At 68.1% G+C, this 22,583-nt stretch carries 22 protein-coding genes and 1 pseudogene; 10 read left to right on the forward strand and 13 right to left on the reverse strand.

Translation table 11 applies throughout. The features are described from left to right. The first annotated feature begins 274 nt into the window (after positions 1–274). Positions 275–1,582, forward strand: coding sequence for a PhoH family protein (locus JNUCC0626_RS28800; RefSeq protein ID WP_394622124.1), 1,308 nt, complete (start codon positions 275–277; stop codon positions 1,580–1,582). Between the two features lie 66 nt (positions 1,583–1,648). On the opposite strand, the gene JNUCC0626_RS28805 is transcribed toward JNUCC0626_RS28800, so the two are convergent. The 5 genes from JNUCC0626_RS28805 to JNUCC0626_RS28825 all read right to left on the reverse strand — a co-directional run bounded on the left by JNUCC0626_RS28805 (position 1,649) and on the right by JNUCC0626_RS28825 (position 8,093). Then, entirely contained in the window at positions 1,649–2,419 is a 771-nt protein-coding gene (locus JNUCC0626_RS28805; RefSeq protein WP_394613877.1) for an ABC transporter permease, read from the reverse strand. Then, positions 2,416–3,369, reverse strand: a complete 954-nt coding sequence (locus JNUCC0626_RS28810; RefSeq protein ID WP_394613878.1) for an ABC transporter ATP-binding protein — start codon at positions 3,367–3,369, stop codon at positions 2,416–2,418. The genes JNUCC0626_RS28805 and JNUCC0626_RS28810 overlap by 4 nt, the downstream gene beginning before the upstream one ends. Positions 3,370–3,373: 4 nt before the next feature. Then, positions 3,374–4,813: a GuaB1 family IMP dehydrogenase-related protein gene (locus JNUCC0626_RS28815; RefSeq protein ID WP_394613879.1), complete on the reverse strand. Its 1,440-nt coding sequence runs from the start codon at positions 4,811–4,813 to the stop codon at positions 3,374–3,376. A 909-nt stretch (positions 4,814–5,722) separates the two neighbouring features. Beyond that, positions 5,723–6,508: a GNAT family N-acetyltransferase gene (locus JNUCC0626_RS28820; RefSeq protein ID WP_394613880.1), complete on the reverse strand. Its 786-nt coding sequence runs from the start codon at positions 6,506–6,508 to the stop codon at positions 5,723–5,725. Between the two features lie 55 nt (positions 6,509–6,563). Further along, the gene (locus tag JNUCC0626_RS28825) at positions 6,564–8,093 is read right to left on the reverse strand and encodes an ATP-dependent DNA ligase (protein ID WP_394613881.1); all 1,530 of its coding nucleotides are present in this window, start codon (positions 8,091–8,093) and stop codon (positions 6,564–6,566) included. 91 nt (positions 8,094–8,184) lie between these two features. On the opposite strand from JNUCC0626_RS28825, the gene JNUCC0626_RS28830 reads away from it, so the two are divergent. After that, the gene (locus JNUCC0626_RS28830) at positions 8,185–8,328 is read left to right on the forward strand and encodes a hypothetical protein (RefSeq protein WP_394613882.1); all 144 of its coding nucleotides are present in this window, start codon (positions 8,185–8,187) and stop codon (positions 8,326–8,328) included. On the opposite strand, the gene JNUCC0626_RS28835 is transcribed toward JNUCC0626_RS28830, so the two are convergent. Beyond that, positions 8,325–9,677, reverse strand: a complete 1,353-nt coding sequence (locus tag JNUCC0626_RS28835; RefSeq protein ID WP_394613883.1) for a PLP-dependent aminotransferase family protein — start codon at positions 9,675–9,677, stop codon at positions 8,325–8,327. The genes JNUCC0626_RS28830 and JNUCC0626_RS28835 overlap by 4 nt on opposite strands. A 47-nt stretch (positions 9,678–9,724) precedes the next feature. Between JNUCC0626_RS28835 and JNUCC0626_RS28840 the strand changes: the two genes are divergently transcribed. Next, complete coding sequence (locus JNUCC0626_RS28840) at positions 9,725–10,618, forward strand: DMT family transporter (protein WP_394613884.1); 894 nt, start codon at positions 9,725–9,727, stop codon at positions 10,616–10,618. Here JNUCC0626_RS28840 and JNUCC0626_RS28845 read toward each other — a convergent pair. Continuing rightward, entirely contained in the window at positions 10,611–11,165 is a 555-nt protein-coding gene (locus tag JNUCC0626_RS28845) for a hypothetical protein (RefSeq protein WP_394613885.1), read from the reverse strand. The genes JNUCC0626_RS28840 and JNUCC0626_RS28845 overlap by 8 nt on opposite strands. A 40-nt stretch (positions 11,166–11,205) precedes the next feature. Further along, positions 11,206–13,194 (reverse strand): thioredoxin domain-containing protein, encoded by a 1,989-nt coding sequence (locus tag JNUCC0626_RS28850; RefSeq protein ID WP_394613886.1) that lies wholly within the window; start codon positions 13,192–13,194, stop codon positions 11,206–11,208. Between the two features lie 88 nt (positions 13,195–13,282). On the opposite strand from JNUCC0626_RS28850, the pseudogene JNUCC0626_RS28855 reads away from it, so the two are divergent. The 3 genes and pseudogenes from JNUCC0626_RS28855 to JNUCC0626_RS28865 all read left to right on the forward strand — a co-directional run. After that, a pseudogene (locus JNUCC0626_RS28855) lies at positions 13,283–14,032 on the forward strand (metallophosphoesterase); the annotation flags it as partial. Positions 14,033–14,061: 29 nt separating this feature from the next. Next, the gene (locus tag JNUCC0626_RS28860) at positions 14,062–14,676 is read left to right on the forward strand and encodes a nucleotidyltransferase domain-containing protein (protein ID WP_394613887.1); all 615 of its coding nucleotides are present in this window, start codon (positions 14,062–14,064) and stop codon (positions 14,674–14,676) included. After that, positions 14,673–15,431 (forward strand): nucleotidyltransferase domain-containing protein, encoded by a 759-nt coding sequence (locus JNUCC0626_RS28865; RefSeq protein ID WP_394613888.1) that lies wholly within the window; start codon positions 14,673–14,675, stop codon positions 15,429–15,431. Before JNUCC0626_RS28860 ends, JNUCC0626_RS28865 begins: the two co-directional genes overlap by 4 nt. Here the strand turns inward: JNUCC0626_RS28865 and JNUCC0626_RS28870 are convergent. Both JNUCC0626_RS28870 and mca read right to left on the reverse strand, forming a co-directional pair. Further along, entirely contained in the window at positions 15,428–15,694 is a 267-nt protein-coding gene (locus JNUCC0626_RS28870; protein ID WP_394613889.1) for a hypothetical protein, read from the reverse strand. The two genes, JNUCC0626_RS28865 and JNUCC0626_RS28870, sit on opposite strands and share 4 nt — an antisense overlap. A 2-nt stretch (positions 15,695–15,696) precedes the next feature. Further along, positions 15,697–16,545 carry a mycothiol conjugate amidase Mca gene (gene mca, locus JNUCC0626_RS28875; RefSeq protein WP_394613890.1) on the reverse strand — a complete coding sequence of 283 codons (849 nt, stop codon included), beginning with the start codon at positions 16,543–16,545 and terminating at the stop codon, positions 15,697–15,699. 117 nt (positions 16,546–16,662) lie between these two features. Between mca and JNUCC0626_RS28880 the strand changes: the two genes are divergently transcribed. Both JNUCC0626_RS28880 and greA read left to right on the forward strand, forming a co-directional pair. Further along, the gene (locus JNUCC0626_RS28880; RefSeq protein ID WP_285643557.1) at positions 16,663–17,085 is read left to right on the forward strand and encodes a DUF4307 domain-containing protein; all 423 of its coding nucleotides are present in this window, start codon (positions 16,663–16,665) and stop codon (positions 17,083–17,085) included. Positions 17,086–17,272: 187 nt separating this feature from the next. Next, positions 17,273–17,767 carry a transcription elongation factor GreA gene (greA, locus tag JNUCC0626_RS28885; protein ID WP_285643559.1) on the forward strand — a complete coding sequence of 165 codons (495 nt, stop codon included), beginning with the start codon at positions 17,273–17,275 and terminating at the stop codon, positions 17,765–17,767. 27 nt (positions 17,768–17,794) lie between these two features. Here greA and JNUCC0626_RS28890 read toward each other — a convergent pair whose 3' ends face one another. After that, the gene (locus tag JNUCC0626_RS28890; RefSeq protein WP_394613891.1) at positions 17,795–18,304 is read right to left on the reverse strand and encodes an Lrp/AsnC family transcriptional regulator; all 510 of its coding nucleotides are present in this window, start codon (positions 18,302–18,304) and stop codon (positions 17,795–17,797) included. Positions 18,305–18,378: 74 nt separating this feature from the next. Here JNUCC0626_RS28890 and hppD point away from each other — a divergent pair, with 74 nt between their 5' ends. Together hppD and JNUCC0626_RS28900 are read left to right on the forward strand one after the other, a co-directional pair. After that, the gene (gene hppD, locus JNUCC0626_RS28895) at positions 18,379–19,560 is read left to right on the forward strand and encodes a 4-hydroxyphenylpyruvate dioxygenase (RefSeq protein WP_394613892.1); all 1,182 of its coding nucleotides are present in this window, start codon (positions 18,379–18,381) and stop codon (positions 19,558–19,560) included. A 54-nt stretch (positions 19,561–19,614) separates the two neighbouring features. After that, the gene (locus JNUCC0626_RS28900; RefSeq protein ID WP_285643564.1) at positions 19,615–19,857 is read left to right on the forward strand and encodes a hypothetical protein; all 243 of its coding nucleotides are present in this window, start codon (positions 19,615–19,617) and stop codon (positions 19,855–19,857) included. Positions 19,858–20,187: 330 nt separating this feature from the next. On the opposite strand, the gene JNUCC0626_RS28905 is transcribed toward JNUCC0626_RS28900, so the two are convergent. Beyond that, positions 20,188–21,333, reverse strand: a complete 1,146-nt coding sequence (locus tag JNUCC0626_RS28905) for a cystathionine gamma-synthase (protein WP_394613893.1) — start codon at positions 21,331–21,333, stop codon at positions 20,188–20,190. Between the two features lie 118 nt (positions 21,334–21,451). Then, complete coding sequence (locus tag JNUCC0626_RS28910; protein WP_394613894.1) at positions 21,452–22,576, reverse strand: RDD family protein; 1,125 nt, start codon at positions 22,574–22,576, stop codon at positions 21,452–21,454. Positions 22,577–22,583: the final 7 nt, after the last annotated feature.

A 22,583-nucleotide genomic window follows, 5' to 3' on the forward strand; every position in this document is an offset into this window, starting at 1 on the left:
GGCGGGACGCGACCACTGCGGACCGCGCAGGGAGGCTCTGATCGTGGCAGAAAAAGTCGCGAGGGGGCCGGCACCCGGCCCTCGTGGTCGACCTGCCTGACGCCGTCACCGGCGGAAGGCGAGACGACCGATCAGGGTGGTGCCTGGCCCAGCGAGGAGCGGACGCGGGTGCCGCGTTCGTGAGGGAGTTGCCGTGAACGCACGACGTCCCGCGAGCCGTACCTCAGGCTCATCGCGCAGTTCTTCCTCCCGGCGCAAGTCCGCCGCCCCAGCCATCACGACATATGTGCTGGACACGTCGGTACTGCTGTCCGATCCTCTCGCCCCCACCCGGTTCGCGGAGCACGAGGTCGTGCTCCCGCTCGTGGTGATCAGCGAGCTGGAGGGCAAGCGCCACCACCCCGAACTGGGCTGGTTCGCAAGGGAAGCACTGCGTCTTCTCGACGACCTGCGCTTGCGGCATGGTCGCCTCGATTCGCCGATCCCCATCGGGGATCTGGGAGGCACCTTGCACGTCGAGCTCAACCACTCCGACCCGGAGGTGTTGCCATCAGGTTTCCGAACGGACTCCAACGACGCCCGAATCCTCGCGTGCTCCCTCAACCTCGCTGCTGAGGGGCGCAACGTCACCCTGGTGACGAAGGACATGCCGCTGCGGGTCAAGGCCGGATCGGTCGGACTGCCGGCGGAGGAGTACCGGGCGCACGACGTGACCCTGTCAGGCTGGACGGGAATGTCCGATCTGGACGTTCCGCAGTCCCTGGTGGACAGCCTGTTCAAGGAGAACGTCGTCGACCCCACTCAACACGAGGACCTCGAGCACATCGCCGAACTGCCCTGTCACACCGGACTCCGGTTGCTGTCGGGCACGTCGAGCGCTCTGGGCCGGGTGACCGCGGACAAGCAGATCAGGCTGGTGCGCGGAGATCGGGAGGCGTTCGGACTGCACGGGAGGTCCGCGGAACAGCGGATCGCCCTGGATCTCCTGCTGGACTCCGATGTCGGCATCGTCTCGCTGGGCGGACGTGCGGGCACGGGCAAGTCGGCGCTGGCGCTCTGCGCGGGCCTCGAGGCCGTGATGGAGCGCAGGCAGCACCGGAAGGTCGTGGTGTTCCGGCCGTTGTACGCGGTCGGCGGCCAGGAGCTCGGGTACCTGCCGGGTAGTGAGAACGAGAAGATGGGGCCGTGGGCGCAGGCGGTGTTCGACACCCTCGGCGCGCTCGTGAGCCAGGCGGTCGTGGAAGAGGTGATGGACCGCGGCATGCTCGAGGTCCTGCCCCTCACCCACATCCGCGGCCGTTCGCTGCACGACTCCTTCGTGATCGTGGACGAGGCGCAGTCGTTGGAGCGCAACGTGTTGCTGACCGTGCTGTCGCGGCTGGGCAGCAACTCGCGGGTGGTGCTGACGCACGACGTGGCGCAGCGCGACAACCTGCGGGTCGGGCGGCACGACGGCGTGGCGGCGGTGATCGAGAAGCTGAAGGGCCACCCGCTCTTCGCTCACGTCACGCTGACGCGCTCGGAGCGTTCGCCGATCGCCGCTCTCGTCACCGAGATGCTGGAGGAGGACTACGCCTCGTAGTCCTTGGTTTGCTCAAGGACGGCCCCGCGCACTTTCGTTGCGCGGGGCCGTTTTCCTTCTTGGGGTCTAGTCCAGGGCGCGTTTCATGAAGCCGCGCAGGCCGAGGGCTCCGAAGCCCGCGATGGAGACGACGAGCACGAGCAGCACGATCGGCAGCGGCATGTGCGGGACGTTCGGCACGAGTTCGGCGCGCATGCCCTCGCTGATGTAGGTGAGCGGGTTGAGCGCGCAGACCACCTTGAACCAGAGGAGATCGTCGCTCAGCGACCGCCACGGGAACTGCGCCGAGCCGGTGAACAGCAACGGCGTCAGGATGACCGCGAACATGACGTTGACCCGGCGTGCGGGCACCGACGTGCCGATGACCATGCCGACGGATCCGCCGGCGAGGCAGCCCAGGACGATCACCAGCAGTGCGCCGGGAATCCCTTCCCACGGCCAGGAGACGTCGAGCATCACGAACCCGACGGGCACCATCAGCACGGCCGCGAAGAAGCCGCGGACGGCGCCGAACACGATCTTCTCGACGGCGACGAGCGGGATGGAGATGGGCGCGAGCAGCCGGTCCTCGATCTCGCGCGTCCAGCTGAAGTCGAGCACCAGCGGCAGCGTGGTGTTCTGCAACGCGCCCAGGAACCCGTTCATCGCGATGATGCCGGGCAGCAGCACCTGCGCGAAGTCGTTCTGCACGTAGCCGATGTCCCCCAGCACCTTCGCGAAGATGAAGAGGATGAAGAACGGCTGGATGATCACCTGGGCGAGGAAGCTCGGCAGCTCGCGGCCCGTGACGAACACGTCGCGCCACAGGATCGCCCGGAACGTCCGGAGTTGGCTCACCGCAGCTCCCTGCCGGTCAGGTGGATGAAGACGTCTTCAAGGCTGGGCTTGCCGATCGCGACGTCGCTGACCGTCACGTCCAGGTCCCGCAACACGTTCAGCACGGCGGGCAACGTGATCGCGGTGTCGGCGTCGGTGTAGACGCGGAACATGTTCCCGATCTCCTCGACCCGCTGCGCTCCGTCCACTTCGGACAGAACTTGGGTGATCTTGGCGCTGTCGTGGCCGTTCGGGCCCACCGTGACGCTGACGGTGTTGCTGCCGGGCAGGTTCTTCGTGAGCTCGTCCGGCGCGTCGAGGGTGAGCAGCTTGCCGTGGTCGACGATGCCGACCCGGTCGCACAACTTGGTGGCCTCGTCCATGTCGTGCGTGGTGAGCACGACCGTGACCCCGTCGGCGTGCAGCGCCGCGACCCGTTCGTGCACGAAGAGCCGGGCCTGCGGGTCGAGCCCGGTGCTCGGTTCGTCGAGGAACAACACCTTGGGCCGGTGCATCAGCGCGCGAGCGATCATCAACCGCTGCGCCTGCCCACCGGACAACGTGTCGACGAGCGCGTTCTGGTGGTCCTTGAGACCCATCCGCTCGATGATGTCGTCCGCGAGCTGCTGCCGCTCCTTCGGCCCGATGCCGTGATAAGCCGCGTGGAACAACAGGTTCTGCCGCGCGTTGAGCGACCGGTCGAGGTTGTTGCGCTGCGGCACCACGGCCAGCAACTGCCGCGCCCGCTTCGAGTCGGCCACCACGTCGACCCCCTCCACGAGCGCCTGCCCCGAGGTGGGGCGGACGCGCGTGGTGAGGACGCCGACCGTCGTCGTCTTGCCGGCCCCGTTAGGCCCGAGCAACCCGAAGACCTCACCCCGATGAACGTCAAAACTCAGACCGTCCACCGCAGGTTTTTGTCCAGTTTTATAGACTTTGCGGAGATCTCTTACCGAGACCGCTTCGTCCACTTTCTCACCATCCCCCTGGCAACGGCCTTCCCTCCGCAAAACCAGCGGCGGACTGAACGCCGAGCACAGCCTTGTCGTGGAATTCCTCCAGCGAGGTCGCACCGGCATACGTGCAGGCCGAGCGAACGCCGGACGTTATCGCATCGAGCAGATCCTCCACGCTCGGACGCACCGGGTCCAACCGCATTTTCGAGCTGGAGATCCCTTCCTCGAACAGCCCCTTCTTGGCCCGCTCAAACGCGTTGTCCCCCCGCGTCCGCGCGCTCACGGCCCGCTTCGAAGCCATTCCAAAGGATTCTTTGTAGAGGTTGCCGCGCTCGTCCCGCTGCAGATCCCCGGGCGACTCGTAAGTACCCGCGAACCAACTGCCGACCATCACACTGCTCGCCCCGGCAGCCAACGCCAACGCCACGTCCCGCGGGTGCCGCACACCCCCGTCGGCCCACACGTGCTTCCCGAGTTTCCGCGCCTCAGCAGCACACTCGGCCACAGCGCTGAACTGGGGCCGCCCCACCCCGGTCATCATCCGAGTGGTGCACATCGCGCCCGGCCCAACCCCGACCTTGACGATGTCGGCCCCAGCCTCGACCAAATCCCGCACACCGGCGGCCGTAACCACGTTCCCCGCGGCCACCGGCACGCCAGGATCGGCCTCCTTCAACGCCTTCAGCGCCGCGATCATCTTCTCCTGGTGCCCATGAGCCGTGTCCACCACAAGAACATCCACCCCGGCCTTGACCAACGCCTCAGCCTTGGCCCGCACATCCCCGTTGACCCCAACAGCAGCCGCAATCTTGAGCTTGCCGCCACCATCAGCCGCAGGCTGATAAACCTCGGCCCTGAGCGCCGTCAACTCGGTCAACACCCCACGAAGCCGCATCGACTCGTCCACACCCAACGCCACCTTGTGCGCACTGTGATGCAACTCGTCGAACACATCCTGCGGCCGCGACTCGAGCGACAACTTCAACACGTCGGTGTTCATGACGTCCCCAAGCCGCGCAAACCGATCCACCCCGGTCAACGCGGCCTCGTCCACCACCCCGAGCGGCCGCCCGCCGCCGTCCACCACGACCACGGCCCCATGAGCCCGCTTGTGCAACAGATTCCACGCATCCGCCACCGCATCACCGGTGCCGAGCGTCAACGGCGTGTCCCAAACAGGATGCCGCTCCTTGACCCAGGCAATGATCTCCGCAACGGCCTCGGTGGGCACGTCCTGCGGAATCACCACCAGCCCACCCCGCCGCGCAATGGTCTCAGCCATCCGCCGCCCGGCCACAGCCGTCATGTTCGCGACGACGATGGGGATCGTGGCCCCGGTGCCATCCGAGGTGGAGAGGTCGACGCCGAACCGCGACTCCACGGCACTCCGGCCGGGAACGAGGAACACGTCGTCATACGTCAGGTCGTAAGAGGGTCGATGCCCTTCGATGAACCGCACGTGCTTCCACGATACCCGCAGCGTCTCACCTGGGCACGCTCCTCACCCGCCGGCCCAGCCCTACCCGCTGGCGGCGTCGTGCGCCAGCCTTGCCTCGCGTGTGGAACGCCGCTCGTCAGCACACCCCCGCAGCCCGTGCCGCGCTGTGTCGGCAGCGGGGCGCGCTGCGGCAACAGCGGAGCGTGCCGTGTCGGCAGCGGACCGCGCTGCGGCAGCATCGCTCGCCTGCCGCGCCCGGTTGGATGCGTCCCCGACTGCCCCGCCAATCAAGCAGGCCGCGCCCCTTCTCACGCCCGCCCCACGCGACCACCCGAACCACAACTACATGGACTACTCGCACGGCGATCGCTACCACCAGTTCACGCTGAGCCAGAGCACTCGGGTTCAGCCAGCCGCACCCTGCCGGTCATGCCCGCCTGCGACTCCGCTCGGCTGGCCTCGCCTGGCCACGCTCTTGTCTCGGCTGGCCACGCTCTTGTCTGCCTGTCGAGTTCGAGTGAGCCGGGTTCTAGGGGCGGGCCGGTCCTGTTCGGACGCCTCACGTGCGGAATCGGGATGGAGGCCAGGCCTGCCAAGCGTGCACCCAATACAGCAGCACCCAATACAGCAGTCCGGGTCCCGACCGCCCCGGCCCCCGCGCTTCCTTACCTTGCGGAACGAGTGAAAGTCGATTTGGGTTCCCGGCTATCCACAGGTTATCCCACGCTCAGGTTTCCGCAGTTCAGAAGGACACCAACCTGTGGATAACTCGCGATCTTGCTGCAACCAGCAGGCTGGCCGGCAGCGCCGGCCGCGCACCTTGCTCGGCCTCAACAGGTGGAACCTGGGGGCGAAGGCTGCTCTGCTGGTGCGTCGCGGCGCGGCTTGGCACGTCTCGAGCGCGACTCGGCGCGACAGCGGGCCGAAGGGTCAGGGCTTTGGGGTCCACGCGTAGCCCGTTGTGGTGGTGATGGTGGTGAAGCCCAGGCGTTCGAGGATGGGGCGGCTGTCCTCGGAGGCGTCTACCTGGAGGTATTTGGTGCCTCGGGCCACTGCCAGGCGGGCTCGGTGGGCGATCAGGGCTCGGTAGATGCCTTTGCCTCGCCAGGCCTTCAGGGTGCCACCTCCCCACAGGCCCGCGAACTCGGTGCCGGGGACGAACTCGATGCGCGAGGACGAGACGACCTCGCCGTTGGCCTCGGCGATCACGGGTACCACGTTCGGGTCGTGCTGCTTTTCGAGGAGGTGGTCTACCAGCCAGTCGTGCGGCCTGCCGAAAACCTTGGTCGCGGTGGCGGCCAGTTTGTGGATGTCGGACTCGTCCTTTGCCTCGCGGATGACCACGCCGTCGAGGGGTGGCTGGGTGGTCAATTCGTTGGCGAGGCCTACCAGGACCGTTTCCTGGCCTTCTGACTCGAAGCCTGCTGCCAGTAGGCGGTCCGGGAGGTCCGCTGGGGTGTCGTGGCTCCAGGTCTTCCACTCGACGCCCTGGTTGCGGGTGGTGAAGTAGTCGCGTTGGCGGGCGATCAGGGTGTCGAGGGTGGTGCCTTCTACGCCCAGGGTTGGTGGGCCGGCGATGAAGCCTCGGCGGCGGGGCCAGGTCACGCGGTAGACCGGGCCGTCCTGGTGCACTTCGGCGCCTGGGTCCGGGGTTGTCCACTCTGCTGGGCGGGCCTGGGTGTCGAAGGCGCTGAGCAGCGCGGCAGCGGAGGTCATTGGCTTGACGCTATGGCCGGCGGCGATTGGGCGCATTCGAATATCGAGCCGGGTGTCAGGCCTTTGGATGTGGTTGTGCGGTGGGCAGCAGTGCCCGCACCTCCTCGATCGTCGTTGCTTCTGACGGGTCCTTGTCCGGGCGGTAGCGCACGACTCTCGCGAAGCGCAGGGCCACGCCTCCCGGGTAGCGCGGGGAGACTTGGACGCCGTCCAGTTCGATCTCGATCACCAGGTCCGGGCGGACCATGACCACCCAGTCGTTCTGGTCGGTGGCGATCTCCTGCAGGGCCTTGGTCTGCCACTTCAGGAGTTCGTCGGTCAGGCCCTTGAAGGTCTTGCCGACCATCACCGGTGGGCCGCCGTCCGGGTCTCGGGCGCCCAGGTGCAGGTTCGACAGCCAGCCTCGGCGGCGGCCGCTGCCCCACTCGACGCCCAGCACCACCAGGTCGAGGGTGTGGACGGGCTTCACCTTCTGCCACGCGCTGCCTCGGCGGCCTGCCGCGTAGGGCGAGGCCAGCGACTTCACCATCACGCCCTCGTGACCCGCGGACAGGGCGGCCTTCACCACGGCCGCGGCCTCTTCGGGGGACGGGTCCAGAACGCCGGGGATGACGTGCTCACCCGCTACCTGCCGCAGGGCGGCCAGGCGGTCGCGGAGCGGGTCGTCGAGCAGGTCCTTGCCGTCCAGGTGCAGGCAGTCGAAGAAGTACGGGTGCAGCAGCAGCTCGCGTTCGTCCTGCGCGCCGAAACGGCTCATCGTCTCCTGGAACGGGCGGGGTCTCCCCTCGTCGGTCAGGGCCAGCGTCTCGCCGTCGAGCACCACTGACGTGCACGGCAGGCCGCGCACCAGTTCGACCAGCTCGGGCACGGTCTTGGTGATCTCGCGCAACGTGCGCGTGTAGACGTGGACCTCGTCGCCGGAGCGGTGCACCTGGATGCGCGCGCCGTCGAGCTTGTGTTCCACGACGCAGCTGCCGAGCTCGGTCAGCGCCTCGTCCAGCGACTCGGCGGGCGAGGCCAGCATCGGGCGCAGGGGGCGTCCGACCTCCAGCCGGAACGCCTCCAGGGCCGGTGCGCCGCCTTCCAGCGCGGCCACGGCGGTCTCCGGTAACCGGCCGGACAGCATGAACGCCCGCCGCACGGTGTCACCGGGCACGTCCGCCGCGGAGGCGATCGCGTCCAGCATCACGCCCTCCAGCGCGCCCTGGCGGAGCTCGCCGGTGAGCAGGCGACGTAAGAAGTCCTGCTCCTGCTCGGTCGAGCGGGCGAAGAGCGCGGTCAGCAGGTCGACCCGGCGTTGCGCCGAGCCCTTGCCGGACGTCGCGGCCACCTCGGCGAGCGCCGCGTCGACCTCGGCGATCGTCAGTTCGGCGCTGTCCACGGGCGCGACGGACAGGTCGACGACGGTGCGCCAGCCCGCACCGATGCGACCCTGCCGCGGCGTGCCTATGAGGAAAGACACCACCGCGACCACTACGTCCGCCGTCGCCGCGCGCAGCAACGCGGACAGCGCCTTGACCTTGGCCAAGCGCGACCGGGTCGCCGCTACGGCGGCTGACGTGTCGACCACTTCGGAGAGAAGCACAGGTCTCATGGTGCACCCGAGCACTGACAATTTCTGGAGGCGCGGACTAGGCTGGCCGCGTCAACCGTTCTACCTGGGGGTTTACCACGCCATGCGTGCTTTCATCGCTGCCGCCCTGCTGTTCGCCGCCGTCGCGGCCACCTCGTTCGGCGGTCCCGCCACGGGCGACCGCGAGCACATCCTCGGCACCGACACGAGCGCTGACACGAGTGCCAAGCGCGAACACATCCTCTAGGCCACCGCGACGGCCGCGATCTCCCTGACCGCCTCGCGCAGGCGGTCAGGCGTGAGCGCCGCGTAGCCGAGGACCAGCCCGGGCCACATGGGCGTGCGCGTGTACTGCGCCAACGCCCAGACGTGCACGCCACGGTCCTCAAGTCTGCTCTTCAGCGCGAGGTCGTCCGTTCCGTCGGGCATGCGCAGCACGACGTGCAAACCGGCCGCAACGCCGATGGGCTGCCACGCGGGCAAATGCGATGCAACGGCCTCCAGCAACGCATCCCGCCTCTTCCGGTAGAGCGCGCGCGTACGGCGCAGATGCCGGTCATAGCCGCCCGTGCGCAACAAGTGCGCGAACGCTGCTTGCGGGATCGTGCCGGTGCCCATGTCGTTGTACTGCTTGCGTTGCACGATGCCCTCACGCAGCCGTTCGGGCACTACGAGCCATCCGAGGCGCAATGCGGGCGCCAGCACCTTGCTCGTCGTCCCCTGGTAGACCACGTGGTCGGGTGCTAGCGCCTGCAACGCTCCCAGGGCCGGACGGTCGTAGCGGTGCTCGGCGTCGTAGTCGTCCTCGATGATCAACCCGTCCCGCTCGCGCGCCCAGTCGACGAGCGCTCGCCGCCGCTCCGGGTGGAGGACCACGCCCAGCGGAAACTGGTGTGCCGCGGTGACCAGGACGGCTCGACAGTCCGTTTTGGACAGCAGGTCGACGCGGATGCCCTTGTCGTCCACCGGAACCGGCACGGTGTTGAGTCCGTGCGACCGCAGCATGTGCTCGCCGCCGAAGTGGCTGGGTTCCTCGATCGCGATGCTGCCGTTGAGGATGCGAGCGGTGAGCTGGAGACCGTCCGCGGCGCCGTTGGTGATCACCGCGTCCTTCGCGACGACCGCTCTGACGCGCGCCAGGTAGTCGACGATCTCCTTGCGCAGCCCCACGAATCCGGCCGGGTCGGGGTAGGCGAGGTCGTCGTCGGGGAGCTCGGCGAGCGCCGCGCGGTGCGCCGCCACCCACTCGGCTCGGGGGAAGGCGCCGAGCGCGGGCAGGCCGGGTCGCAGGTTGTAGCGCCACCGCTGGGGTGGTTCCGGAACGCCGCACGCGCCGGCCGGGCCGAGGCTCGCAACCGTGGTGCCGGAGCCGCGTCGCGTCGTGAGGTAGCCCTCCGCGACGAGCTGCGTGTACGCGGACGTGACGGTGCCGCGTGCGACGTCGAGTTGGGCGGCCAGGTCCCGGCTCGACGGCAGCCGGGTGCCCGGCGGGAGGCGCCCGTCCCGGATCGCCTTGCGTAGCTCGACCTCCACACCGCGGCGCCGCTGATGCCCCGGCAGCAGCAGCTCGCGGAAAGTGGTCCAGTTCGTAGCCATTGAAGTGGAGCTTATGCCTGGACCAGTTCGGCGCAAGGCTTTCAGGCATGAAACTCGGGGTGGCCGCGGGAGCGACAGCGGCAACGATCGTCGGCGCGTCGGTGCCGGTCACGGGCATGTTGGAGGGCTATCCGGTCCTGACCGGTCAGGCCATGCGCTACGCCCTCGGCGCGGCGGTGTTGCTGCTGGTGGCACGCCGTCTGCCGATGCCGTCGTGGCGGGACGTGCCGCCGCTGCTCGGTGTGGTCGTCACGGGCATGCTCGGCTTCAACGCGGTGCTCATCGCCGCTCAGCAGTACGCGGAACCCGGCTTCGTCGCGGCCGTCATGGGCGGTGCGCCGATCGCGTTGGCACTGCTTTCTCGTCAACGCACCGTGGCCGCCGTGGTAGGTGCCGTAGTGGTGGCGGCGGGCATCGTGCTGTTGTCCGGCGGCGGGTCGTGGCACGGGCCAGGTCTCGCACTCGCGTTGGTCACCATGGCCGGTGAAGTCTGCTTCACGCTTTTCGCCGTGGGAGTCGTACGGCGCCTTGGCGTTCTGGGCGTGGCCACGTGGACGTGCATCCTCGCGACGGTGATCGGCGCGGTGCTGGGGACGTTCGTCGGCGGCTGGCGGATGCCGGACGCGCGGCAGGCCTTCGCACTCGGGTTGCTGGCGATCGTGGTGACCGCGCTGGCGTTCGGGCTCTGGTACTTCGCAGTGAACCGGTTGGGGTCCGACCGCGCTGGGGTGCTCATCGGACTGATGCCGGTGTCTGGCCTTGCGACTTCCGTGCTGCTGGGTGCGCAGTCGCTCTCTCTCGTGTCCGTCATTGGCGTCACCACGGTCGCACTCGGGTGCGTCATCGGATTGCGGCGGAACGGAGCAGAAGCGGGGCCGCTGCCGACAGTTCGTCGTGCGAGCGACCCCGCGCCTCTTCCGGCAACGCAGCAGGTCAGGTGAGATCCGGCCCCTGGGAGCGCAGGTCGTCCACGCGGGACATGGCGTCGCGGAGTTCGTCCAGCCATGTGTCTGCGTGTTCGCCAACCAGGCGCACGGCCCATGCGAGAGCGTCTGCTCGTGAGCGGGCCACGCCGGCAGCCACCAACGTGTCCAGCACCTGGCGTTCGGGCTGACGCAGGCGCGTCATCACCGGAACGGCCAGGTGGGTGAAGAGTTCGCGCGTGCCGCCCTGGACGGCTCCCCAGGCGACCTTGCGGCCGTAGCGGTGCTCGGCCTGACGCGCGATCTCGATGCGTTCGTCGCGGGTTTCCTCACGCCAGCGCGAGATGCGGCCCGACTCCGCTGCGGACCTGGAGGCGTCGTCGAAGTCGCCTTCCAGGTCGGGCAGGGTGCCGATGACCGTGATCTCCTCGCGGTCGACGATCACCTCGGCCGCGCCGGTGAACCAGCCGTCGGGGAGCCTGCCCGCGAACCACGCCGCCGCGTCGTCGGCCGAGGGCAGGTCGGCCTGCTGCCACCCGCCTCTGCCTCGCCATCCACGTCCCATTGCGACCACCTCTGATTACATGATTACGTCATTACTGACGTTACGCCTGCAATCCGCGGGTGGTGTTCGCCGTCAGCGAAGTGACCAGGGCTTCTGCGGAGATGACAGGCCTGTCGCAGACGTAGCCGCGGCACACGTAGGCGGCTGGGGCCTCGTCGACGAGCGGGCGGTCTTCCAGCAACGGGACCGATGACGGCTCACCGGCCACGACGACGCCGCCTCCGGGCACATGAGCCACGGCTGCCGCCCACAGCGATGCGCGCCGTGTGTCGTCGGAGCCCACCACGGCCACTTGGAGCGGTCCGGCCACCAACGCCTCGGCAACCGTCAGCCAGTGCCCGGCGAACCGAGGCGCGCGTGCGGCCAGCAGACCAGCGCGGGTCACAGCGGCCGCGGCCGCCTCGTAGTAGCGCGAAGAGCGGTCGGGGCCGGACAGCAAAGACGCGGTCAGCAGGGCTGAAGCCAGCGAGGATGCGCCTGAGGGAGAGGCGTTGTCCGTGGAGTCGGCGGGGCGGCGGACCAGCGCCTCGGCATCGTCGGCTGTGTCGTAGTAGGCGCCGGGAGAGTCAGGAACGGCGAAACGAGAGAGTGCGGTGTCCAACAGGCCGCACGCGAGGTCCAGCCAACGGATCGAACCCGTGACTTGATGCAACGCCAGCAGGCCATCAGCAACGCAGCCGTAGTCCTCCAGAACGCCGAACGATGGCCCGGCGACGCCGTCACGCGAGGTCCGCAGCAATCGGCCCTCCACCAGGTGCACGGACGCCAGCAACGACGCCGCGTCCGAGGCCGCCGCGATCCACGACGGCTCGTCGAAGAACGCTCCGGCCTCGGCCAACGCCGCGATCACCATGCCGTTCCAGGAGGCAACCACCTTGTCGTCACGGCCGGGCTGCGGCCGTGCGGCACGCACGGCCATCAACGACGCCCGCACCTCCTCCCCCGGCTCCGACACGAACCGCAACGTCGACTTGCCGTCCTCGAAGTTCGGCTCAGCGGTCACACCGAAAGCGGGTGCGGCAGACCCCAACTCGTCGTAGGACCACACGTAAGTAAGGCCCTCAACGCCAGAAGTGTCTGCGTCCAGCGAAGCCGCGAACCCACCGGCGGCCGTGCGCAACTCACGCAGCAAGAACGCAACCGTGTCACGCACGACGCGCGCATAACGCTCAACCCCGGTCACACGAGAGAGGTGCACGTAGAACCGGAGCAACAAAGCGTTGTCGTACAACATCTTCTCGAAGTGCGGCACCGTCCACGACGCGTCGACGCTGTACCGCGCGAACCCACCCCCGAGCTGGTCGTAGAGCCCGCCGTTGGCCATCGCGTCGGCAGTGGCCGTCGCCATCGAGACCGCCTCGACCGACCCGGTGCGTTCGTGGTGCCGCAGCAGGAACTCCAGCGCCATCGACGGCGGGAACTTCGGCGCCCCACCGAATCCGCCGTGGCGCCGGTCGAACTCCCCGAGCAACGACACCACCGCACCAGCCAGCACGTCGGCGTCCACAGCGGACGGCGGCAACGGCACCGCCTGACGCGAGATCTCGGCCACCACAGCGGAAGCGGACTCCAGGATCTCGTCCGGACGTGACGCCCAGGTCGCCGACACGGCCTCGATCAGTTGCCGGAACGACGGCATGCCTGGCCGCGGCGATGGCGGGTAGTAGGTGCCCGCGTGGAACGGCCGCGCGTCCGGCGTGAGGAACACCGTCATCGGCCATCCGCCGTGACCGGTCATGGCCTGTGTGACCTCCATGTACACGGCGTCGACGTCCGGGCGTTCCTCCCGATCCACCTTCACCGACACGAAGTTCTCGTTCAGGTACGAAGCGACCGATGCGTCTTCGAACGATTCGTGCGCCATCACGTGGCACCAGTGGCAGGCGGCGTAACCAACGGACAGCAGCACCGGCACGTTGCGCCGTCGGGCCTCCTCGAACGCCTCCTCGGACCACGGCCACCAGTCGACCGGGTTGTCCGCGTGCTGGAGCAGGTACGGGCTGGTCGCGTCCGCAAGTCGGTTCGCCATGCCTTCCACCCTAAATCGCCTGCGAAAACAACGACTCTCGATCAAACTCGACCTCGTGGACGACTCGACGAGCGGCAGAGCACCGTACGACCTCAGGCACGAGACCGGACCGTTCGACGTGTTCGGTGACGTGCACGGATGCCGTGCGGAACTAGAGGAACTGCTCGCGAAGCTCGGCTACGAGATCCAGCGCGACGACAAGAACCGCGCCATCGACGCGATCCCACCGGGCACTCGCAAGGCCGTGTTCGTCGGCGATCTCGTGGACCGCGGCCCGGACACTCCCGGCGTGCTGCGGCTGGTCATGGGCATGGTCGCCAACGGCCACGCCTTCAGCGTGCGCGGAAACCACGAGGAGAAGCTCGTGCGCGCGTTGCGGGGCCACAACGTAACGGTGCGCCACGGCCTGGAGAAGTCCCTCGACCAACTCGCGCAGGAAACGCCTGAGTTCCGCCGAAAAGTCGAGAAGTTCTGCGACAGCCTCGTTCCGCACTACGTCCTCGACGGCGGCAACCTGGTCGTCGCGCACGCCGGTCTGCCCGAACGACTGCACGGCCGCGAGACCGGCAAGGCGCGCAGCTTCGCGTTGTACGGCGACACGACCGGCGAGAAGGACCAGTACGGACTGCCTGTGCGCCTGCCGTGGGCCGACAACTACGGCGGCGCGGCCATGGTGCTGTACGGACACGTGCTGTCAGACGAGGCGGAATGGGTCAACAACACCATGTGCCTCGAAACGGGTGTGGTGTTCGGCGGCAAACTGACCGCGGTGCGTTATCCGGAGAAGGAACTCGTCTCCGTGTACGCGCACCAGGCCTGGTACCGCAGCGACGGGCCGTTCCCGTCGAACGCCGACCGGGTGGTGTCATGATCCTCCAGGTCGTCATCGGCTCGCACGCCTACGGACTCGCCGGCGAACAGTCCGACGTGGACAGACGCGGGGTGTACGTCGCGCCCACCGAAGCGTTCTGGCGCTTCGAGAAACCGCCGACGAGCGTCGAGGGCCCCGAACCGGAGTTGCTCAGCTGGGAGGTCGAGCACTTCTGCAAGCTGGGCCTGAAGTCGAACCCGACGGTGCTCGAGACGCTGGTGAGCCCGCTCACCGAGATCAGCACGCCGATGGGCGAGGAACTCAAAGAACTGTTGCCCGCGTTTCTCTCTCGGCACGCCGTCAGGGCGTTCACGCGCGCGACGGAGATGCAGCTGTCGCGCGCGGGACGCAACCTCAAGCCGAAGCAGCTCATGCACGTCGTACGGCTCCGGCTCGTGGGTCTCAACCTGCTGCGCACGGGCCGATACGACATCACGGCAGATCGTGAGCTCCTCAAGATCCGTCACGAGGAGATGCCGTGGAACGACGCCGTCGCATGGGCGCACAGGTTGGGTGACGAGATCGCGGAAGCGAAAGGCCCGCTGCCAGAGGAACCGGACAGGGCGCGGGTGGAGGACTGGGTGGTGTCGGTGCGCAGGAGGATGTTGTGAGCTACGAGGTTCCCGACCTGAGCGCGGTGGTCGCAGAGCAGTCGCACGACCTGCTGTTCGCGACGGTCTCCGGCGCCCACCTGTACGGCTTCCCGTCCCGCGACTCGGACGTGGACCTGCGGGGCGTGCACGTGCTGCCGCTCGCCGAGGTCCTCGGACTGCGGCACGGACCGGAGACCAAGGAACGGATGTGGGTGCGGGACGGGGTGGAGATCGACCTCGTCACGCACGACGTGCAGAAGTTCTGCCGTCTGCTGACGCGCCCGAACGGCTATGTGCTCGAACAGCTGCTTTCGCCGTTGGTGGTGCACACGACCAACGCGCACAAGGAGCTGACCGCGTTGGCGAAGGGGTGTCTGACGTCACGCCACGGGCACCACTACCGCGGGTTCGCCGTCACGCAATGGCGGCTGTTCGAGAAGACGGGCGAGATCAAGCCGTTGCTGTACACGCTCCGTGCGTTGCTGACGGGCGTGCACCTCATGCGCACCGGCGAGGTCAACGCGCACCTGCCGACGCTCGTCGAGAAACTCGACGGCCCCGACTACCTGCCCGGACTCGTCGAGGCCAAGATCCTCGGCGAGCACCGCGCGCTGGCGGGCGTGCAGAACAGGCCGAGTCCCGAACGGCTGGAGGCCGACGTCGCGCACTGGCACGAGCAGCTGCGACTGGCGCGGGAGACCAGCGACCTGCCGCTGGAGCCGCCCGCGTTCGAGGAGGTCCACGACTTCGTGGTGAACCTCAGGCTGACCTAGTCCTTCTTCTCCGGCGCGGTGTCCGCCGTCTTCGAGGGCTCGGCCGGCTCGTCGAACGACGCCGGCAGGCCCTTGATGTGCTTGTTCATCGACTTGACGAGGAAGAACACCGCGATGAAGAAGACGATCAGCAGGACGAGGCCGACCGGGGAGGACTTGCCGAAGTCCTCGCCCTGGCCGCCCTTGTCCGTGTCGTTCGTGTTCGACGGCTGCACGGCGACGAGCGCCACCGTGCTGCCGAGGGAGAAGTCTGGGGAGAGCACCCCTAGACCTTAACTCCGGCGAACAGGTCGGTTTCCGGCAGCGTCGAGTCGACCTGGGAGCGGACGAGCTCGTACTCCTCGGTCGGCCAGATCTCGCGCTGCAGTTCCATCGGGATCCCGAACCAGCGGCTGGTCGGGTCGATCTGGGTGGCGTGCGCCTTCAACGCCTCGTCGCGCACGTCGAAGTACTCGGCGCACTCGACCTGGGTCGTCACGCGATCCATGACGTCCGGGCGGTCGGTGTTCCAGTTCGCGAGCCACTCGCCGTACGGCGACTCCAGGCCGCGGGCCTCCATCGCCTCGTGGAAGGCGACGATCTTGGCACGCGAGAAGCCGTGGCCGTAGTAGACCTTCTGGGTCTCCCACGCCTCACCGAGTTCCGGCTTGAACGAGGCGTCGGCGGCCGCGTCGAGGGCGGCCATCGAGATCTCGTGCGTGCGGATGTGGTCCGGGTGCGGGTAACCGCCGTTCTCGTCGTAGGTGACGACGACGTGCGGGCGGAAGTCGCGGATGGCCTCCACCAGGGACGGCACCGACTCCTCCAGCGGCACGAGGGCGAAGCAGCCCTCGGGCAACGGCGGGAGCGGGTCGCCCTCGGGCAGACCGGAGTCCTTGAAGCCCAGCCAGCGGTGCTGGATACCGAGGATCTTGGCCGCGTTGGCCATCTCCTCGCGGCGGACCTCGACGATGTTCTCCAGCACGTCCGGCTTGTCCATCGCCGGGTTCAGAATGCTGCCCGCACCACCGTCGGTACAGGTCACGACCATCACGTCGTGTCCTTCGGCGATGTAGCGAGCCATCGAGGCCGCGCCCTTGCTCGACTCGTCGTCGGGATGTGCGTGCACTGCCATAAGGCGCAGCTTGTCGGCCATGACCCCCGTGGTCCTCCTGTGTCAACGGTCCTGCGACACTCATCAACTGAACGTCGGGCACCATTGTTCCCCAGAGACCGAGGAGGGCGCGGACAAGTGGCACAGCGCGTGCTCCCCGAGGGGCGCTACAGCAGGCAGAGCCGCAAGCCGCTCTCGAAGTGGGCTCGCTGGGCATTACTCGCTGTAGCGGTGGCAGTAGGTGCCGTCATCGCCTTCGTCGGTTACCGAAATCTCGGCACAAAACCGATCGAGGCGAAGCAGACCGCGTTCATCCTCCTCGGCGACGACCAGGTGAAGGTCAGTTTCGAGGTTTCCCGCGATCAACCGGAGCGCGCTGCCGTCTGCATCATTCGGGCCCGATCCAAGGACGGGGACGAAGCAGGTCGGCGTGAAGTTCTGGTGCCCCCGGGAAATGACGTCGTCGTAGAGACAACAGTTCTCCGCACCTCGAAGCCGCCGGTCACCGGCGAAGTGTTCGGGTGCTCCTACCAGGTTCCCGCCTACTTGTCCACGAGCTAGCGGCCAAGCGGGTGATCTGCGGTTTAACGGCGAGATTCGGGAACAAATCGCCGTCGTTGAACGTTGTCTGCGTGTTACTATTGCAGCTCAAGCACGGCCCCGGCGCGGGCCGTGTTTTTCCGTTCCGAGCCCCAGGCCCGGGAACTATCTGGTGCACACGCATGCACCAGAGCAAGACGAGGAGTTGGTGACCGTGAGCGACACCCAGGTGACCTGGCTGACCCAGGAGGCCTACGACCGGCTCAAGGCTGAGCTGGACGAACTGATCGCGTACCGCCCGGTCATGGCTGCCGAGATCAACGCTCGTCGCGAAGAGGGCGACCTCCGCGAGAACGGTGGCTACCACGCGGCACGCGAGGAGCAGGGCAAGCAGGAGGCGCGCATCCGCCAGCTGCACGAGCTGCTCCAGGCCGCGAAGGTCGGCGAGGCTCCCACCACCAAGGGTGTCGCGGCACCGGGCACGGTGCTCACCATTCGCTACGAGGGTGACGACGAGTCGGAGACCTTCCTGCTGGCGACCCGCGAAGAGGGCGCGCACGGCGAGATGGAGGTCTACTCCCCGCTGTCGCCGCTCGGCAAGGCTCTGAACGGCGCGAAGGACGGCGAGACCGTGTCCTACGAGCTGCCCAACGGCAAGCAGCAGAAGGTCACGCTGATCTCCGCGGTGCCGTACTCGGCGTAACACGCCACTCGACGTGCGAAGGGCCGGTCACTTCTGTGGCCGGCCCTTCACGCGTTCCAGGAGCGGCCGCACACGTGGGGGCACCGGCGTCGACAGCGCGATCGACGTCGACAACCGGCGGACGTGCGGCACGTCGACGATGTGATCGACGACGCGCTGCAGGTCGGAGTTCGACCGCGCGACCATCCGCACGAACAGATCGCCCTGGCCCGTCGTCGCGTGCACCTCGCACACCTCGGGAATCGCGGCCAGCCCCTCGCACACCTCCGAGCGGCGGCCCTGCGCGATCTCGACGGTGGCGAACGCCGTCAGCCCGTACCCCATCGCGCCGAGGTCGAGTGCCGGCGGGAACCCGGTGAGCGCGCCGCGTTCGGTCAATCGATCCAGTCTGGCCTGCACGGTTCCGCGCGCGACCCCCAGCCGGCGCGAGCATTCGAGCACGCCCAGGCGGGGTTCGTCCGTCAAGAGCAGGAGCAGCTTCGCGTCCAGTTCGTCGACGAGCTGGTCAGAGTGCTCACTCTGCTGATCAGTGGCCATAGATCACTATACAAATTGCCCTGAGAAATCGCTGACTGTTGCTCATCATGTCGGGTCTATTCATGCTGAATGACATGACGCAGCAGCTTGACGACGTGAGCTACGACCAGCTCCGGCAGCTCGTGGGGTTGGTCGACTACGACGCGACCAAGGACCCCTTCCCCGTGCGCGCCATGGACGCCGTGGTGTTCGTCGCGGGCAACGCCACGCAGACCGCGTGGCTTTACCAGGTGGCGTTCGGCATGGAGCTCGTGGCCTACGCGGGCCCCGAGACCGGCCAGCGCAGCCACAAGTCGTTCGTGCTGAAGTCGGGCTCGGCCCGCTTCGTGATCCACGGCGGCGTCACGCCCGGTTCCGACCTCCTCGACCACCACCGCCGCCACGGCGACGGCGTCGTCGACCTCGCCCTGGAGGTGGGCAACGTCGACCAGTGCGTCGAGCACGCCCGCAAGCAGGGCGCGACCGTGCTGGAAGAGCCGCACGACGTGTCCGATGAACACGGCACGGTGCGTCTCGCGGCCATCGCGACGTACGGCGAGACCCGCCACACGCTCGTGGACCGCACTCGGTACAACGGCGTCTACCTGCCCGGTTACGTCGCCCGCACCTCGACCGTGAAGCGTCCGGAAGGCGCCCCGAAGCGCCTGTTCCAGGCCGTCGACCACTGCGTCGGCAACGTCGAGCTCGGCAAGATGGACTACTGGGTCGACTGGTACAACCGCGTCATGGGCTTCGTGAACATGGCGGAGTTCATCGGCGACGACATCGCCACGGACTACTCGGCACTCATGTCGAAGGTCGTCTCCAACGGCAACCACCGCGTCAAGTTCCCGCTGAACGAGCCGGCGATCGCGAAGAAGAAGTCGCAGATCGACGAGTATCTCGAGTTCTACGAGGGCGCGGGCGTCCAGCACATCGCGCTGGCCACCAACGACATCATCGCGACCGTCACGGCCATGCGCGACGCGGGCGTCGAGTTCCTGGAGACCCCGGACTCCTACTACGACGACCCCGCGCTCCGTGCGCGCATCGGCGAGGTCCGCGTGCCGATCGAGGTCCTCAAGGAGCACCGCATCCTGGTCGACCGCGACGAGGACGGCTACCTGCTGCAGATCTTCACCAAGCCGATCGGCGACCGTCCCACGGTCTTCTACGAGATGATCGAGCGGCACGGCTCGCTGGGCTTCGGCAAGGGCAACTTCAAGGCACTTTTCGAGGCGATCGAGCGCGAACAGGAGCGACGCGGCAACCTCTAGTTGTGTTCCCCCGGTAGGCTGCCTTACGGGGGGCTCACATCGTCTGGAGGTGGCATGGCATTCGCACGACGCGTGGCCGCGGTGATTCCGCTGGTCGGAGCCGTGACCACGGCAGTGGCACTGACCGGCGCGGCGTTCCTGACGGTGGCGCACGCGGGCTGTGACGAGGCCGGCCGCTTCGTCCGCACCGGCGACGCGATCCAGTTCGTCGGCGGCTGTGTCAACGGCGCCGACCTGCCGGCGGCGCCGACGGCCGAGGCCGAGAACGTGGACAGGTTCGGCTCGAAGAAGCCTTAGCGAACGACGAAGGCCCCCTCACCGCTGGTGAGGGGGCCTTTCGCATTGTCTGGCGGTGTCAACCGCAGTCGCCAACGCAAGGCGACCACCGTCTTGGCCCGGCGCGCGCACGCAACTGGCGGCCACCAACGCACGCCAACCACCTACGAATCCTGGCGTGGCGAAGCGAAGCGAGCCCGAACGAGCTGATCAGCTCTGGGAACCGGTTCCGCCGTTCATGGCGATTGGGGCTTGACCTGACGGACCACCCTCGCAAGGTGACAGAACCCCAGGTACGCGACCAACCCCGCTGGAACAGGAACCCGCCAGGCAAAGCCGACCCGCAGGAACTCAGCCCAGCGCGGCCAGCAGGTCCGCCACCAGGTCGTCCCCGGACTCGATGCCCACCGAAACGCGCACCAGATCCGCCGGCACCTCCAGCAGCGACCCGGACGTGGACGCGTGTGTCATCTTCCCGGGGTGCTCGATCAGCGACTCGACGCCACCCAGCGACTCGGCCAACGTGAACAGCTTCGTCCGAGCGCACACCTCAAGGGCAGCAGCCTCGCCACCCTCGACCAGGAACGACACCATCCCGCCGAACCGCCGCATCTGCTTCGCCGCGACGGCGTGCCCGGGGTGCGACTCAAGACCGGGGTAGATGACCTTCTTGACCCGCGGGTGCCGCAGCAGAGCCTCGGCCACGAGCTCGGCGTTGTCGGAGTGCTTCTCCATCCGCAGCTCAAGCGTCTTGATGCCGCGCAGAGTCAGGTAGGCGTCGAACGGCCCGGGCACCGCACCGGCACCGTTCTGCAAAAAGCCAAAAGCCGCGTCGATCTCGGCATCGGAAGTGATCAGAGCACCGCCGACCACGTCGGAGTGGCCACCGATGTACTTGGTCGTCGAGTGCAGCACGACGTCCGCGCCCAGCTCCAGCGGAGTCTGCAGGGCGGGCGAGGCGAAGGTGTTGTCGACCACCAACCGAGCGCCGGCCTCGTGTGCGACAGAAGCGATCGCCGCGATGTCGCCGATGTTCAGCAGCGGGTTGGTCGGCGTCTCGATCCAGATCAGCTTCGTCTCGGGGCGCACGGCCGCGCGGATCGCGTCGATGTCGGAGACCGGGGCCGGCGAGTGGGTGATGCCCCACTGCGAGAAGACCTTGTCGATCAGGCGGAACGTGCCGCCGTAGGCGTCGTTCGGGATGACGATGTGGTCGCCGGGCTTGAGGAACGTGCGCAGGGCGGCGTCGGTCGCGCCCATGCCGGAGGAGAACGCGCGGGCGTGCGTGCCGCGTTCGAGGGACGCGAGGCACGTCTCGAGGGCGCGGCGGGTCGGGTTGCCGGTGCGCGAGTACTCGAAGCCCTCACGGAGGCCGCCCACGCCGTCCTGGGCGTACGTCGACGTCGCGTAGATGGGGACGTTCACCGCGCCCGTGGTCGGGTCCGGGTCCTGACCGGCGTGGATCGCCCTGGTGGCGAAGCCGTACGGAGTGCTCATGTCCGAAGGGTACTCACCCGTCCGGCCCCCGACCGACGCAGTCCACGGGGTGAACATCACCCGCAAAAAGAGCCCCCGGCCACCAAGAGGTGACCGGGGGCTCCGACAAAACGAGGCTTTACCAGCCCTGCTGCTGACCGCCGTAGCCCTGCTGCGGAGGCTGGCCGTAGCCACCCTGCTGGGGCTGCTGCGGGTAGCCACCCGTCGAAGGCTGCTGCGGGTAGCCGCCGGTCTGAGGCTGGCCGTAGCCGCCCTGACCGGGGTAGCCGCCGCCTGCGGTGTCCGGCCAGTTGATGACGACCGTGCCGCAGATCTTGTCCGAGTAGGTCTCGTTCTTCGGCTTGTTCCACAGCGGCGACAGGTAGTTGATCAGCGAGCCGATGCCGCAGAGCAGACCGAACGCGTAGTTCAGCAGGAGGCGCAGGAACGCGGTGCCGCCGCCGGGCGGCTGCTGCGTGTCCTCCTTGATCAGCTTGATCTTGGCGACCTTCTTGCCCATCGACTGTCCGGTCGAGCCGCCCTTGAGGACGGTGTTCCAGATGAAGAAGCCGAGCAGGCCGCCGTAACCGACGACGTACGCGATCAGCACGAGGATGCCGCCCGTGGAGGCGTCGCTCGTGGAGGTCGCGCCGATGCCGGCGAAGACGCTGATGATGATGGCCGCGACGACGCCGGGCGCGACGTAGTCGATCAGACCGGCGATGGCGCGCGGGCCCCACTCGGCGTAGCCGGTGGGAGGCATCGGAGCCATGCCGTAGCCCGGCTGGCCGTAGCCGGCGGGCGCGCCGCCGTAGCCGCCCGCGGCCTGCTGGCCGTACGGGTTCGACTGCGGAGCGCCGTAGCGCTGCTGCGGGGCGCCGTAGGCACCGGCCGCGGGCTGGCCGTACGGGTTGGACTGCGGTGCGCCGTACGGCTGCTGCGGCGGCTGCTGGCCGTAGGCCGGCTGCTGCGGAGCGCCGTACGCGGGCGGCGGCTGCTGGGCGGGGAAACCGCCGGAGCCGGGTCCCTGCGCAGGGAAGCCACCCGAGGACGGGGGCACCTGCCCGGGGCTGACGACCTGGGTGGCGTCCGCGTTCTGCTGCGGTGCAGCGGGAGCCTGCCCTGGCGAGACGACCTGCGTCGCGTCCGGGTTGGGGTTCGCCGCTGCCGGCTGGCCACCTCCCGGGACGATCTGCGTTGCGTCCGCGTTGGGCTCCTGCGGCTGACCGCCGAACGGATTTCCTGGCGGCTGCGGAGCGTTCATCCGGTTT

The organism is Lentzea sp. JNUCC 0626 (genome assembly GCF_043632865.1).
Taxonomy (GTDB): Bacteria; Actinomycetota; Actinomycetes; order Mycobacteriales; family Pseudonocardiaceae; genus Lentzea.